14 protein-coding genes are annotated in these 13235 nt (G+C 63.0%); 1 reads left to right on the top strand and 13 read right to left on the bottom strand.

What is annotated here, in order from left to right; translation table 11 throughout:
• Nucleotides 1-131: 131 nt before the first annotated feature.
• The 13 genes from FSY59_RS11905 to FSY59_RS11845 all read right to left on the bottom strand — a co-directional run bounded on the left by FSY59_RS11905 (nt 132) and on the right by FSY59_RS11845 (nt 12368).
• Nucleotides 132-1283, bottom strand: coding sequence for an HDOD domain-containing protein (locus FSY59_RS11905; RefSeq protein WP_080731428.1), 1152 nt, complete (start codon nt 1281-1283; stop codon nt 132-134).
• 172 nt (nt 1284-1455) lie between these two features.
• The gene (gene flgL, locus FSY59_RS11900; protein WP_043370691.1) at nt 1456-2655 is read right to left on the bottom strand and encodes a flagellar hook-associated protein FlgL; all 1200 of its coding nucleotides are present in this window, start codon (nt 2653-2655) and stop codon (nt 1456-1458) included.
• A gap of 20 nt (nt 2656-2675) precedes the next feature.
• Complete coding sequence (gene flgK, locus FSY59_RS11895) at nt 2676-4655, bottom strand: flagellar hook-associated protein FlgK (protein WP_043370689.1); 1980 nt, start codon at nt 4653-4655, stop codon at nt 2676-2678.
• Nucleotides 4652-5674 carry a flagellar assembly peptidoglycan hydrolase FlgJ gene (gene flgJ, locus FSY59_RS11890; RefSeq protein WP_003059196.1) on the bottom strand — a complete coding sequence of 341 codons (1023 nt, stop codon included), beginning with the start codon at nt 5672-5674 and terminating at the stop codon, nt 4652-4654. The genes flgK and flgJ overlap by 4 nt, the downstream gene beginning before the upstream one ends.
• Nucleotides 5671-6819: a flagellar basal body P-ring protein FlgI gene (locus FSY59_RS11885; RefSeq protein ID WP_148729000.1), complete on the bottom strand. Its 1149-nt coding sequence runs from the start codon at nt 6817-6819 to the stop codon at nt 5671-5673. Before FSY59_RS11885 ends, flgJ begins: the two co-directional genes overlap by 4 nt.
• Before the next feature lie 20 nt (nt 6820-6839).
• Nucleotides 6840-7547 (bottom strand): flagellar basal body L-ring protein FlgH, encoded by a 708-nt coding sequence (locus tag FSY59_RS11880; protein WP_051962279.1) that lies wholly within the window; start codon nt 7545-7547, stop codon nt 6840-6842.
• A 169-nt stretch (nt 7548-7716) separates the two neighbouring features.
• The gene (flgG, locus tag FSY59_RS11875) at nt 7717-8499 is read right to left on the bottom strand and encodes a flagellar basal-body rod protein FlgG (protein ID WP_003059201.1); all 783 of its coding nucleotides are present in this window, start codon (nt 8497-8499) and stop codon (nt 7717-7719) included.
• Nucleotides 8500-8517: 18 nt separating this feature from the next.
• Complete coding sequence (locus tag FSY59_RS11870; RefSeq protein WP_003059202.1) at nt 8518-9258, bottom strand: flagellar basal body rod protein FlgF; 741 nt, start codon at nt 9256-9258, stop codon at nt 8518-8520.
• Between the two features lie 108 nt (nt 9259-9366).
• A complete protein-coding gene (gene flgE / locus FSY59_RS11865) occupies nt 9367-10635 on the bottom strand; it encodes a flagellar hook protein FlgE (RefSeq protein WP_043006484.1) in 1269 nt (422 codons plus the stop codon).
• A 14-nt stretch (nt 10636-10649) separates the two neighbouring features.
• Complete coding sequence (locus FSY59_RS11860) at nt 10650-11312, bottom strand: flagellar hook assembly protein FlgD (RefSeq protein ID WP_003059204.1); 663 nt, start codon at nt 11310-11312, stop codon at nt 10650-10652.
• A 16-nt stretch (nt 11313-11328) separates the two neighbouring features.
• On the bottom strand, nt 11329-11733 hold the full coding sequence (gene flgC / locus FSY59_RS11855; protein WP_003059205.1) for a flagellar basal body rod protein FlgC: 405 nt from the start codon (nt 11731-11733) through the stop codon (nt 11329-11331).
• A gap of 16 nt (nt 11734-11749) precedes the next feature.
• On the bottom strand, nt 11750-12163 hold the full coding sequence (gene flgB, locus FSY59_RS11850) for a flagellar basal body rod protein FlgB (protein ID WP_003059206.1): 414 nt from the start codon (nt 12161-12163) through the stop codon (nt 11750-11752).
• Nucleotides 12164-12176: 13 nt separating this feature from the next.
• The gene (locus FSY59_RS11845) at nt 12177-12368 is read right to left on the bottom strand and encodes a hypothetical protein (protein WP_144244881.1); all 192 of its coding nucleotides are present in this window, start codon (nt 12366-12368) and stop codon (nt 12177-12179) included.
• Between FSY59_RS11845 and flgA the strand changes: the two genes are divergently transcribed.
• The gene (flgA, locus tag FSY59_RS11840; protein WP_148728999.1) at nt 12367-13119 is read left to right on the top strand and encodes a flagellar basal body P-ring formation chaperone FlgA; all 753 of its coding nucleotides are present in this window, start codon (nt 12367-12369) and stop codon (nt 13117-13119) included. The two genes, FSY59_RS11845 and flgA, sit on opposite strands and share 2 nt — an antisense overlap.
• Nucleotides 13120-13235 lie beyond the last annotated feature (116 nt).

Here is a 13235-nt window from a genome sequence, read left to right as displayed (position 1 = left end):
GCGTGGATAAGCGGCAGCCAAGCCCTGCTTATGCACGACTCTGCCCCATCGCACATTCATCAGTTTGATAGCTGCCATCCCCCATCTGCAATGGGATTAGGCCTGTTTTCAGTGAATTTTCATCCGGACACTCAGGTCTGAGCCTGGGGCATGCCCAGCCTGAGTTCACCGAGCATGCGCAGCAGCATCCGGTTGAGGTCCTCGGCCTCCCAATCCTCCTGCTCGCGCAACTGCCGGATGGGCGCCGGGTCGCGGCTCTCCAGGGCCTGGCTCATCTGCAGCACGGCCGCATAGGGACCGGTGCGCGTGACGATGGCATCGAAGATACGCTCATTCAGCGGTGTGCGTCGCAAGATGGTGGCCACCGGCTCATGCAGCAGCAGATCCAGCTGCGAAAACAGGCTGCACAAATACATCTCGCGCTGCAGGTCCAGGCTCACCCCGGCCTCGATCAGCTGCTCGGCCAGCCTTGCGCGCAGCACGACCTGGGTGCGCAGAGGCACCAGATCCTGTTCGGTGCAGGCATGGGGCAGCTGGTCGGCCAGCCAGCGCTCCAGCGTGCCAAGCCCCAACATCACCAGCCCGCGGCGCAGCGAGTCCACGCCGCGGCGCAAGCCCAGCGCGGCCGAGTTGGTATAGAGCAGAAAGCGATAGGCCAGCACCGGGTCCGAACCCAGTATCTCTTCCATCACATCCAGGGACTGCTCCTTGTCGATGGCCTTCATCAGCCTGAAGAGCGCATCGCGCGAGGGCTGGGGCTGCTGCAGCCGAAAAGCCTGCATGGTGTCTGCCACAGGCCAGCCGGCCACGGCGGCCGCTTCGTGCTCGTCGAGACAGGAGCGCGCCAGCTCCAGGCTCTGCAGGCTCTGGTACATCTGGCCGTCCAGCAGATTCAGGGGCTGGGTGGCAAAAAAGCCCGAAGCGGCCTCCCTGTCTGCATCCTTTGCCGGCTGGCTTGGGCGCACCACATTGGGCAGTCCTGCGGCTCCTTGCGGCGGCAGGCTCAGCAGGCTGCTGGCAAAGCAGCGCGCCGCATCGGCATCGGGCACATCGGCCAGCGATCCTCCCCAGACCAGCATCAGCCCGCGCGCCTTGGCCTTCTGCACCAGCTCGTAAATACCTTCATCCTGCTGCAACCAGTCACCGCGCACCTCGATCCAGGGGCTACCCTGAGGTGCATGTTCGAGAAGATTGCACAGAACCTGGCGGGACTGTGGCGATATCAGCAGCGGCGGCGCCTGACGGCTCCAGATCTCATCCACGGTGCGCAGAAAATGCGCCATGTCGGCAGAGCTGCCAGAGTCCTCGTGCACATAAAGCTGAATCCCTGCCAGGCGTCGCGTACGTCCCCAGAGCGGCCGATAACCAAGAGTCAAAGAGCTGAGGGCAGACTGGGTCATGGAGGATTTGGACAGGTGAACGACGAGACATCAAGACGGGCAGAGCCCGCAGGAATCAGCCGATGTAGTTGAACAGTGACAGCTTCTGGATCTGAGCATAAGACTGCAGAGCCGCCTGCAGACCCACGGTCTGGGTTTCTTTTTCAGAAAGCGCGGGAATCATATCCAGATCTTCGGCTCTTGAGCGGTCAGCCTCTTGCTGCAACGACTGTGCGGACAGTCCGGTTTCAATGCGATCGGCACGGTTGAGCAAGTCACCCGCAAAGCTCTGCACGGTCTGCATACGGCTCATGCCGGTATCGATTTCCGCCAGGCCCTTGGCGATGGCATGGGTCAATGCCCCCGTCGCCGTGGAGCCATCGGTATTGCTGCCGTTGCGCACGGCATCAATCGCCTTGTCCAGCACGCTGAAAATGTTCGAGCGCTGGCTGGGTGACACGGTAAAGCTGTCGCCGGCGGCAGGTTCGCCCGTGATGGTCAGCTTCATGCCAGCCACCTCGATCGCCTCACCCGATTTGTAAGGCTTGAAGGTCGCTCCGCCATCCAGGCTGTACTGAGGCTTGCCGTCGGCATCCATGGAGAACTCGACGCTGACGGGCGTGGTCAGCGCGGTTGCGGCGGACGGGTCCGAGATCACGCCCACATCGGCCCAGGCCTTGCCCTTGTTGCTCTGGTTTGCATTGACTTCCAGCACGCCGTTTCCGGTCGGCACATTCATCCATGCCGCTGCACCATCGAGCGAGTTGGGAATGCTGTTGTCGCCACTGCCGGACTGACCGGGCTGGCCCGCAAACGTGTAGCCCTGCACGGGCTGCTCGGAGCTGTCGAGGCCGCGAAACAGCGGCAAGCCATTGCTGTCCTTGCGGTTGGCATAGCCCATGAGCTGGTCGCGCAGGCTCGTCATCTGCGCCACCAATGCATCGCGCGAGGTCTGGTTGAACGTGCCATTGCCCGCATTCACCAGCAGATCGCGGAAGTCTTGCAAAGCCTTGTTGGCCTCGCCCAGAGTCGCTTCGCCGTAGGAGATGATATTTCGTTGCGCGTCCAGAGAGCGCTGATCGGACTCGGTGCGTGTCAGCCTGGTACGGGCGCGCTCGGCCTGGGCGGCCGCCACCGGGTCGTCGCTGGCGCGCAGCACGCGCTTGCCAGCGGTAATCTTGTCCATCAGGTCGACCAGATTGCTCTGGCGCGAATTGATGTTGCGAACCGAGCTGTCATACATGCTGGCCGTGCCAACGCGGGCGATATTGGTCATGATTGGCTCCTTGTTGCGGATCAGCGGCCCACGGCCTGAACCACGCTGTCAAAAATTCCCTGTGCCACCTGCAGCATCTTGGCCGAGGCCTGGTAGGCCTGCTGGAACTGCAGCAGCTTGGCGGCTTCCTCGTCGAGGTTGACTCCCGACACAGCCGTGCGGTCAGCCTCCAGATTGTCGGCAATCGTGCTGGAGAGCTTGGCGGCGTAATTGGCACTCTGCGTGCGTGTGCCGACCTGAGCGATCAGTGCCGAGTAACCGTCGCTGAGACTGGTACCACCATCAAACACCTTGGCGTCGCGCAGATCCATAAAGGCCCCCGCATTGCCGGCATTGCGCGTATAGGCGTCACCATACTGAGGATCCAGCGCATCGCCCACCAGTACCGAATCGCCGTCGTGAGGCGTCCCCGTCAGCGTGATGGACCAGCCATCGACCTCAATCGGTTGGCCAGACACATAGGGCTTGCCACTGACGTTGCTGCCAGCATTGCTGGAGCCCGAAACGGTATAGCTGATATTGCCTTGCGCATCGGTTTGAAAGCTCAGTTGCACACCGGTAGTCGTAGGCGGCACCGTGAAGTCACCCGAATTGACTTTCAGTCCCGCCAACTGCAGATTGCCCTTGTTGCTCTGCGACATGCCCGCTGTAATCGGATTGGCTGCAGCCAGATCGCGCGGCGAGGACACCAGGGCCTTGAAGTCATGCGCAACATTGGCATAGGGCTGAAACAGGACGGACTCGCCTTTTGCTCCGGCACCCGATACATTGAAGCGCAAACCGTCAACCGTGGTCGTTGCCAGCTCATTGATATCGGCAAAATCCGTGACTTTGTTGTCCGACAGACGAATCAGTGACAACGCGCCGTTGTCCTTGAACAGCACCTTGTAATCGGAGGCTTGATAGCCCGTGTAATCCAGCGGCGTCTTTGGAATGCTGGTGGAAGCCGTATCCACAAACTGCGCCTGCGCCGTGATGCCGGCAATCGAGGTATGCCCCACAACCGTGCTGGGCACGGTGAACAGGGCAGCGCCCGGCTTGCCATCCAGCGTCAGGCCGCTTTGCTGCTGCTGATTCATGGCAGCGCCCAGCGTGGCCGCCATGCGGCCCAGCAAATTGCGGCCCTCGGTCAAGTCGGAGTTCTGAAATTGCAGCAGACCCGCCAGTTCACCGCCACCAACCATATTGGCCGTCAGCTCCACCGTCTGCCCGCTGCCTTGCTGGAAGTACAGGCTCATCTGGCCGCTGCCAGGGTATTGCACAGACTCCTTGAGACTGAGTTGCGCGGCAGTCTGCCCCATCACCAGCGGCTGGCTGCCGCCTACAAACAGCGTGATGGAGCCATCGCCGGCGTCGACCTGCGAGGTCTGCACATATTTGTTGATGTCACGCACCAGCTGATCGCGCTGATCCAGCAGGTCGTTGGGCACACCGCCAGTCGCCACAGCCCGGCTGATCTGCGAGTTCAGCGACGCGACCTGGCTGGCCAGGCTGTTGACCACGTTCACATCGTTGGTCATCTGCTGCTTGGTGTTGTAGTCCAGCTCATCGAGCTGACCGGAAGCCGAGCGAAAGCGCGCAGCCAGCTCATTCATGCGTGTGAGCACCACGTTGCGCGAAGTCAGATCCGTGGGGGCACTGCTCACATCGGCAAAGGAATTCAGCATGTCGTTGACTGCAGCGCCCAAACCATTGCTGCCGCCCGAAAACACTTCCTGCATCTGATTGAGCGACTGCGAGCGCGCCGCGTCCGATGCGCTGACCGCGCTGGCCGCTGCGGCCTGGCGGTTGAGCAGCTCGCTGAAGTTGCGCAAGATGGTGGCCACATCGGCGCCGTTGCCGATATAGCCGTTGCCGATGTTCTGACCCGCCGAGGTCTGGAAGGCCACGCTCTGGCGCGAGTAGCCCGCGGTGTTGACGTTGGCGATGTTGTGCCCTGTGGTCTGCAGGGCGATCTGGTTGGCCATCAGGGCGCGTGCGCCCACGTTCAGAAGACTCATGACTGGTTCTCGGTGATCTTGTTGATCTGGGCGGCACGGGCGCTGGCGCCCAGACGGCTTGCGACGTTGGTGCTGCCGGCGTTGGCGACTGCGACCTGGGCCACGCTCTGGATGGCGCGGCTGAGCTTTTGCGCATAGGCCGGATCGGTGGCGTAGCCGGCCTTTTGCAGCTCGCTGGCATAGGCCTGGGCAGAACCGGTCTGGGCCATGGCTTTTTCGTAGCGCGGATTGCTGCCGATCAGGCGTGCGTAGTCGCGGAATGACTCCTCGTAGGAGTCATAGGCGCGGAATTTGGCCGTCACCTTCTTGGGCGCGCCATTGATGTATTCGGTGGTCGTGACTTCGGCAACCTTGCCCGTCCAGCTGCCGCCGGCCTTGATGCCGAACAGGTTGAACGAGTTGCTGCCGTCCTTGTTGCGGATCTCGCTCCTGCCCCAGCCCGTCTCATGCCCTGCCTGGCCGATCATGTAATGGGCCGGGATACCGCTCTCGCTGGCCACGCGCTGGGCCGCGCCGGTGTGTGCCGTGACGAAATTGTCGCGGCCCTTGGGAGCCGGTGCATAGGCATTGATCGTTTGCGCAGCCTGGCTGCGGCTGCCGCTCCAGGCGCCGTTGCTGCCCACATTGCGCCAGGCATTGCGGCTCAGGCTCAGGGTGGAAGGCACGGCAATTTCGGCGTCCTCGGCGGCGTCGACTCCCATGCTGCGCGCCAGCTGCTTGCTGATGGCATCGGTGAGACCGCCGGGCTGTCCCGCCATGGCCACCGAAAGTTGCTGATCCAGCAGGTCGGTGCTGAGATTGCCCTGCGCGCTGTCGAGCAGACCGGACTTCATGGTCGCCTCGCGCATGCTCTTGATCATCTCGCGCATGAACAGCGATTCGAGCTGCTTGGCGGTCTCGCGTGCGGCCTGGGGGCTGTTCTCGCCGGCCGCCGTCTTGAGCGCATTGAGCGAACGTGCATCGACAGCCAGCGCATTGCTGGCCGCCAGCGATGAAGAATGGGGCAATGACGTGCTCATATCACCTCCAGCTCGGCGTCCATCGCGCCCGCGGCCTTGATGGCCTGCAGGATGGCCAACAGGTCCTGGGGCGTGGCGCCCAGCGAATTCAGTGCCCGCACCACATCGGTGAGCTGGGGCGAATTGGGCATGTTGATGACCTTGCCGGGCTCCTGCTTGACCTGAATATCGGACTTCTGCGCCACCACGGTCTGCCCCTGCGAGAACGGTGCGGGCTGGCTGATGACCGGCGTGGTGCTGATGGTGATGGACAGGTTGCCGTGGGCAATCGCGCAGGGGCCCAGGGTCACCGCCTGATTGAGCACGATGGAGCCGGTGCGGGCATTGATGACCACCTTGGCCGCCGGCTTGGAGGTCTCGATGGGCATCTCCTGAATCTCGGCGATCATGCGCACGCGCGAGCCCGGGTCGATGGGTGCGTTGACCTGCACCGTGCGGCCGTCCAAGGCCATGGCCGTACCGGCACCCATGCGCTGGTTGATGGCGCGCACCATCTTGTCGGCAGTCTGGAAGTCGGTCTGATTCAGGCCCAGCGTGATCGTGCTGCCCTGGTTGACGGGGGTGGGCACTGCACGCTCCACCTGCGCGCCCTGCGGCACGCGGCCCGCGTTCAGGTGGTTGACCTGCACCTTGGAGCCGCCGGCCGCAGCCCCGGCTCCACCGACCACCACATTGCCCTGGGCCAGCGCATAGATCTCGCCGTCCGCGCCGCGCAGCGGTGTCGCCACCAGCGTGCCGCCCTTGAGCGACTTGGCGTTGCCCATGGAGGAGACATTGATGTCTATGGCCTGGCCGGGCTGAGCGAAGGCCGGCAGCTCGGCCGTGATGATCACCGCCGCCACGTTCTTGAGCTGCAACTGGGCCGCATTGCCCGTGGCCGGCAGGGCGATGCCCATCTGCTCCAGATAATTGGCCAGCGCCTGCTTGGTGTAGGGCATCTGCGTGGTCTGGTCGCCCGTGCCATCGAGGCCGACCACCAGACCGTAGCCTGTCAACTGGTTGCTGCGCACGCCCTGGATGGCGGCAACCTCCTTGATGCGTGTGGCATGCGCAGGCAGGGTGAGCCCGCTGGCGCCGAGGGCTGCGACCACCAGCAAGGCGGTGTGCGCAGGGCGCAGTGACAGGAGCGTGGACAGTACTTTCATACTGCCCATTCTCGGAAGAATCAGAACGGCATAACGTTCAAAAAGAACCGGGACAACCAGCCAATTGACTGGGCTTCACCGGCCTGGCCACGGCTGCGCGATTCGACGCGCAGATTGGCCACCTGGGTCGATGCCACGGTGCTGCCCGGACGCAGCGAGCGCGGGTCCACCGTGCCCGTGAAACGCAGCACATCGACGTTGTGGTTGACACCGATCTGCTTCTCGCCGGCAATCACCAGATGGCCGTTGGGCAGCACATCGACCACGGTGGTGGCAATCGAGCCCGTGAAGGTGTTGTTGCTGCTGGTGGCTCCCGAGCCCTTGAAGTCGTTCTTGCTCTCGGCCCCCAGGGTGAGCGCATCGGCCACCGTCTTCTCGGCGCCGCCCCTGAGCAGCGGCAGCGAGGTGATGCCCGTGCTCAGCTCGTTGGCTCGCCCGACCTTGGAGTCCGTGCTCTGGCTGGCCGAAACGCGCTCGACGATCTGCACCGTCACCGAGTCGCCCACCATGCGGGCGCGCTGATCCTCGAACATGGGGCGGTAGCGGCTGGCATTGAACAGGCTGCCGGTGGGATTCTGGGCCGTCTGCTCGCGCGGCTGCAGCACGGGAGGCGCCGTCGAGGGCATGTCCACGGGCGGCGGTGGATTGAGCGTGACGCAGCCCGAAACCAGCAGGGCCCCAGCGAGGGCACAGAGCGGCGGGCAATGGGAAACAATGGCTTTGAACATGGCGGCAAGTCCTTGGCAGTCAGGCGCTTCGCCCCTTGTGCCCTGCGTGCGCAATGCACGCTATTGAAATCAGAGCTTCTAACGCTTTCTCAGAATGGAAATCAGCATCGAATTGATCTGAAAACCATATGTGTCAAGCGCAAGCTGCTCCTCAATACATGGTGATCAATCAGAGCTGTGCCAGCTTGGCCAGCATCTGGTCGGAAGTCTGGATCGCCTTGGAATTCATTTCGTAGGCGCGTTGGGTCTGGATCATGGTCACCAGCTCCTGGACCACGTTCACATTCGAGGCTTCCAGATAGCCCTGCTGAATCGTGCCCAGGCCGTTGGTACCGGGTGTGCCCTGCTGGGGCTGGCCCGAGGAGGCCGTCTCGACGTAGAGGTTCTGGCCGCGCGGCTCCAGGCCTGCGGCATTGATGAACTGGCTCATTGCGATATTGCCCACCTGCTGCGGCGCGGCCTGGCCGGGCATGGTGACGCTGACCACGCCGTCATGGCTAATGGACACCTTGGTCGCGCCCTGCGGGATGGTGATGCCATTGGCCACGGGCAGGCCGCTGGAAGTTACCAGCTGGCCCTGGGAATCGACCTCGAACGAGCCGTCGCGGGTATAGGCAATCGTGCCGTCGGGCATATTGACTTCGAAGAAGCCGTTGCCGTTGATCGCCACATCCAGCGCATTGCTCGATTGCTGCAGGCTGCCCTGCAGAAAGTTGCGGCTGGTTGCCACTGTGCGCACGCCCAGGCCCAGATGCAAGCCTGTGGGCAGCTGGTTCTGCTCGGTGGTCTGCGAACCCGACTGGCGCAGGTTCTGATAGATCAGATCCTCGAAGACCGCATTCGCGCGCTTGTAGCCCGTGGTGGAGACGTTGGCCAGATTGTGCGAGATCACGTCCAGCTGCGTCTGCTGGGCTTCCATGCCGGTCTTGGCAATGAACAGCGAATTGATCATGACGTATTCCTTTGGCTATCAGCCGTTCATGCTCAGCAGCTGGCTGGCGGATTTATCGTTGGTTTCTGCGGTCTGCAGCAGCTTCATCTGCTGCTCGAACTGGCGCGAGGCGGCGATCATGCCGACCATGGTTTCGACGGAGTTCACGTTCGATCCTTCGATCGAGCCCGACAGCAGGCGTGCCGTTTCGTCGTTGGGCAGCGCATCGCCCTGGGCAGCGCGGAAAAAGCCGTCATCGCCGCGCACCAACGGCTCGTCGACGGGCGGCGTGACCAGCTTGACGCGCCCCACCGCCACGGGCAGCTGATTGCCCATCTTGGCGGTCAGCGTGCCATCCGAGCCCAGGGAAATCGTGGACTCGGGCGGGATATCGATGGGCGCACCGCCGTCGGAGAGCACGGCCTGGCCGTTGCTGTTGACCAGCTGCCCTTCGGGCGAGATCTCGAACACGCCGTTGCGCGTGTAGGCTTCCTGGCCATCGAGCCCCTGCACGGCAAACCAGGCGCGCCCCATGGCCATGGCATCCAGCGCACGGCCGGTGCGCTGGGCCGGGCCGGGAGTGTCCTGATAGCCGGAGGTGGCCTCCAGCGCAAACACGCGCGTGCCGGCTCCCGTGCCCTGCAGCGGCACCGAGCGGAAGGTGGACATCTCGGCGCGAAAGCCGTTGGTGCCGGCATTGGCCAGATTGTGGGCCAGCACGGCCTGACGCTGGGCAGCCGCATTGGCCCCAGTCATCGATGTATAAATTATTCTGTCCATGCTGACCTTTCTTGCGTCAAATCACTCGCTTTTTCCGCCTCCCCCGGATGCCGGCGCTCAGCCAGGGCATCCAGTCAGGAGGCGCAAAGCGCCTCAGAGGCTTACCCGTTACCGCAGATTCACCAGGGTGGAGAACACCTGATCCTGCGTCTTGATGGTCTGGGCGTTGGCCTGATAGGAGCGCTGCGCCGTCATCATGTTGACCAGCTCGGCCGTCAGATCCACGTTGGACTCTTCCAGCGCGCCCGACTGCAGCGAGCCGAAGGTGCCGGTCTGGGCCGAACCATTGAGCGCAGGGCCGGAATCGGAGGTGGCCACCCATTTGTTGTTGCCGATGGAGCCCAGACCCTGGGTATTGGTGAAAGCCGCCAGGGCGATCTGGCCTTCGGTACGCGTGACGCCGTTGGAGTAGGAAGCCACGATGGAGCCGTCGCGGCCCACATTGATGCCGGTCAGCGCGCCCGAGGTATAGCCGTCCTGCTTGAGACTGCTGACGGCGAACTTGGTGCCGAACTGGGTCAGGCCGCCGAAATCGAAGGCCACGTCGAATGCGGGCAGGCCGTTGGGATTGGCCGTGCCGCCGCTGATGCTCAGATTCAGCGTGGAGCCCGATCCTGTGGTCGGTGCATTGGGGGTAACGCTGGTGAGCTTGCCGCTGGCATCGAACACGGCCGTGCCGATGGGAGTGGCCGAGGCATCGAGCGAGTTGAAGATGTTCCAGGTGTTGCCTGTGGCATCTTTCTCGAAATACAGATTGACGGGAATGGCCGTGCCCTGGGTGTCATACACATTGAGCGAGGTGCCATAGGTGGCACGCGGCGTGGCAGCCACGGGAGGCGTGGCCGTCGCGTCGCCGGCGGCAGCCGTGGCGCGCGCATCCAGATTCAGCTCCACATTCACCGTGGAAGTCTGCTTGGCGGGAATCGGCTGCCCTGTGGGAAAGCTCATCGGCACGGGAGTGGCGCCCGACTGGATCTTGCCGGTCGTGGGATCGACCACATAGCCCATGACGTTGTCGTTGTCCACGGTCTTGAGGTTGCCCTCCTTGTCCAGACCGAAGTTGCCGGCGCGCGTATAGGCGATGCTACCGTCGCTTTGCTTGACGACGAAAAAGCCGTTGCCGTTGATGGCAAGGTCCAGGTTGTTGCCCGTCGAGGTGATGGAGCCCTGCCGGAACTGCTGGGACACGGCGGCCACGTTGACGCCGATGCCGCTGCTCTGACCGCTGGCCGAGCCAATGGCGCTGGCGATCATTTCGGCAAAGTCGGCGCGCGATGCCTTGAAGCCCGTGGTGCTGGAGTTGGCGATGTTGTGGCCAATGACGTCCAGATTCTTGCTGGCGGCGTTCAAGCCCGAGAGACCTTGTTGAAAACCCATGATGTGCTCCTCAATCAGTAAACGGCCTTGATGCCGGAATAAGCCACGCTGCTGCCGTTATCGAGTTCCAGCGACAGCGCGCCGTTGGCCGAGCTGGCGGCGATCACGGCATGGGGCGCCAGCGGTGTGGATGCCACGGCGGTCGTGCCATTGGTGGCAACCACGCTGTAGCGCAGCTGCGAGGAGTCGCCGCTGTATTTGTCCTTGCCTTCCCAGGTGAAGTAGTTGCGACCGGCCGTGCCGCCCCCCAGATCGATGGTGTCCACCAGCTCGCCGCTGGCCGTGGTGATCTGGATCTTGACGCTGGCCGCCTGGTTTTCCAGATCGAAGGCTGCGGTATGCGTGCCGTCGGCCGCCACGCCCAGGGTGTTGCCCTCCGTCAGCACCGTGCGGCCGATCATGGAAGTGCCTTGCAGCACCTGCATGGCCGAGAACTGGCTGGACATGGAAGCCATGGTCTGGTTCAGCTGCTGAATGCCAGTCACGGTGTTGATCTGCGCCATCTGCGAGGTCATTTCCGCGTTGTCCATGGGATTCATGGGGTCCTGGTTATTGAGCTGGGCCACCAGCAGCTTGAGGAAGCGGTCCTGCGCCTCGTTGGGGTCGGTTACCGAGTTCTTGGTATTGCTGGTGGTGTTGGTCGTGGTGCCGTCCACGCTGCTTGCGCCGTAGATCATGTGTGTGTTCCCGGGCTTACTGGCCCATTTGCAGAGTCTTGAGCAGCAGCGTCTTGGCCGTGTTCATGACTTCCACGTTGTTCTGATAGGAGCGTGACGCCGAGATCATGTTGACCATCTCGTCCACGGCGCTCACGTTGGAGTGGGTGACATAGCCCTCGCCATCGGCCAGCGGATTGCTGGGGTCGTGGATGCGGCGGCCGGGCGTGTTGTCCTCGCTGATGGCATTGACCTTGACGCCCGCGCTGCCGTCATTGCCCATGGGCACGGTCTGGAACACGACCTGGCGCGCCTTGTAGACGCTGCCATCGGGGCCGGCCACGGCATCGACGTTGGCCAGATTGGAGGCCACCACGTTCAGACGCTGGGACTGGGCGCTGACCGCGCTGCCCGAGATATTGAAGATGGAAAACATGGACATGGTTGAGCTCCTGGGCTTACTGGCCTTGAATGGCGCTGAGCATGGTCTTGGCCTGGCCGTTGATGAAGCGCAGCGTGGCTTCGTAGCGCACGGAGTTGTCGACAAAGTTGGCGCGCTCGCGATCCAGGTCCACGGTGTTGTTGTCCAGGCTGGGCTGGGAATTGACCGCATAGCCGAGCTTGGCCTTGAGTGCCTCGTCCGACATCTGCGCCTGCAGCGGGATATGACCTGCCGTCGTGACGCTGGCCTGGGTCAGGGGCTTGGGCCCGCTGGTCGCGGCCATCAGGGCTTCGCGGAAATTGAAGTCGCGCGCCACATAACCAGGGGTGTCGGCATTGGCGATATTGCTGGCAATCGCACGCTGGCGCTCGGCGCGCAGCAGCAACGCCTCGCTTTGGAAGTCCAGTCGTTCGGTCATTTTGTTCAGCATTGCGGCCTCGCTTTCAGAATTCGGGGATGCCGGAGCCCACGGACTGCGGCATGCGAGGATTATGAAAATCGGCAGCGCAAACTAAAGCGCGAAGAAAGCGGTATTGCGCTGGCACTTCAAGCCATTGCGCAAGCCGGGTCGCGCCTATATTTGCAAGCATCGTCTGCAGCCCTGTGTCTGCGGATACTTCAAAGGATTGATGCATGTCTGGCCGCTTTTCCCTGTCTCTGCGCCCCTCTCAAGGCCTGGCTGCGGCATGGGGTCTGGGCGCGCTGCTGCTGACGGCTGGCGCACAGGCCCAGGATGGCGCGGCGCAGCTCAGCCAGATCGGACAGCGCTTTGTCGATGCGGCTTTGCACCAGCCGTCGGCTGAGACCATGCAGGCCGGCAACGGCATGGCTTTGCGCATGGAGGTCCAGATGGGCCAGCTGGACTCGCGTCTGCGACTGGCAGCCTGCGCCAAGGTCGAGCCCTATCTGCCTGCGGGCAGTCGCCTCTGGGGTCGCACCCGGCTGGGCCTGCGCTGCGTGCAGGGCAGCGTGCCCTGGAACGTGTTCCTTCCCATCATCGTGCGAGCCTATGGCCCGGCCTGGGTAGCGCAGGGCAATATTCCCGCCGGCAAGACGCTGAGCGCCGAGGACGCCGTCCCCGCAGAAGTGGACTGGGCCGAGGACAGCGCTGCCGTATTCGCCAATGCAGAGGATTTCATCGGCATGGTCGCGGCGCGTCCGCTGACATCGGGGCAGGCTCTGCGCCAGAACATGGTGCGCCCGCCGGCCCTGTTCACGGCGGGATCGCCCGTGCAGGTGATGGTCAACGGTGGCGGTTTCAGCGTTGCCGGCTCGGGCAAGGCGATGGCAGCAGCCGGAGAAGGGCAACAGGTACGGGTTCGCATGGATAATGGCCGCCTTGTCACAGGAACGGTCAATGCCAGTGGCGTGGTTCTGGTTCAATAACAAGAGAGTGCATACTCACTTTAAAGACCGTGCCAAATATTCCTCAAGTTTTACGCGCCCTTGTCGAAAGCAAGGCTACAGCGCCCTACGCCGATACAGGGCGATTGGAGAACCAG

Origin of the sequence: Comamonas sp. Z3 (genome assembly GCF_008121565.1) — a bacterium.
GTDB classification, from domain to species: domain Bacteria; phylum Pseudomonadota; class Gammaproteobacteria; order Burkholderiales; family Burkholderiaceae_C; genus Comamonas; species Comamonas brasiliensis.
This window is presented reverse-complemented; position numbering and strand designations above follow the sequence as displayed.

Coding starts and splice junctions, on each gene's coding strand:
- FSY59_RS11905 (WP_080731428.1), bottom strand. CDS start 1,283: ATGGCGCATTTTCTGCGCACCGTGGATGAGATCTGGAGCCGTCAGGCG.
- flgL (WP_043370691.1), bottom strand. CDS start 2,655: ATGACCAATATCGCCCGCGTTGGCACGGCCAGCATGTATGACAGCTCG.
- flgK (WP_043370689.1), bottom strand. CDS start 4,655: ATGAGTCTTCTGAACGTGGGCGCACGCGCCCTGATGGCCAACCAGATC.
- flgJ (WP_003059196.1), bottom strand. CDS start 5,674: ATGAGCACGTCATTGCCCCATTCTTCATCGCTGGCGGCCAGCAATGCG.
- FSY59_RS11885 (WP_148729000.1), bottom strand. CDS start 6,819: ATGAAAGTACTGTCCACGCTCCTGTCACTGCGCCCTGCGCACACCGCC.
- FSY59_RS11880 (WP_051962279.1), bottom strand. CDS start 7,547: ATGTTCAAAGCCATTGTTTCCCATTGCCCGCCGCTCTGTGCCCTCGCT.
- flgG (WP_003059201.1), bottom strand. CDS start 8,499: ATGATCAATTCGCTGTTCATTGCCAAGACCGGCATGGAAGCCCAGCAG.
- FSY59_RS11870 (WP_003059202.1), bottom strand. CDS start 9,258: ATGGACAGAATAATTTATACATCGATGACTGGGGCCAATGCGGCTGCC.
- flgE (WP_043006484.1), bottom strand. CDS start 10,635: ATGGGTTTTCAACAAGGTCTCTCGGGCTTGAACGCCGCCAGCAAGAAT.
- FSY59_RS11860 (WP_003059204.1), bottom strand. CDS start 11,312: ATGATCTACGGCGCAAGCAGCGTGGACGGCACCACGACCAACACCACC.
- flgC (WP_003059205.1), bottom strand. CDS start 11,733: ATGTCCATGTTTTCCATCTTCAATATCTCGGGCAGCGCGGTCAGCGCC.
- flgB (WP_003059206.1), bottom strand. CDS start 12,163: ATGCTGAACAAAATGACCGAACGACTGGACTTCCAAAGCGAGGCGTTG.
- flgA (WP_148728999.1), top strand. CDS start 12,367: ATGTCTGGCCGCTTTTCCCTGTCTCTGCGCCCCTCTCAAGGCCTGGCT.
- FSY59_RS11845 (WP_144244881.1), bottom strand. CDS start 12,368: ATGCATCAATCCTTTGAAGTATCCGCAGACACAGGGCTGCAGACGATG.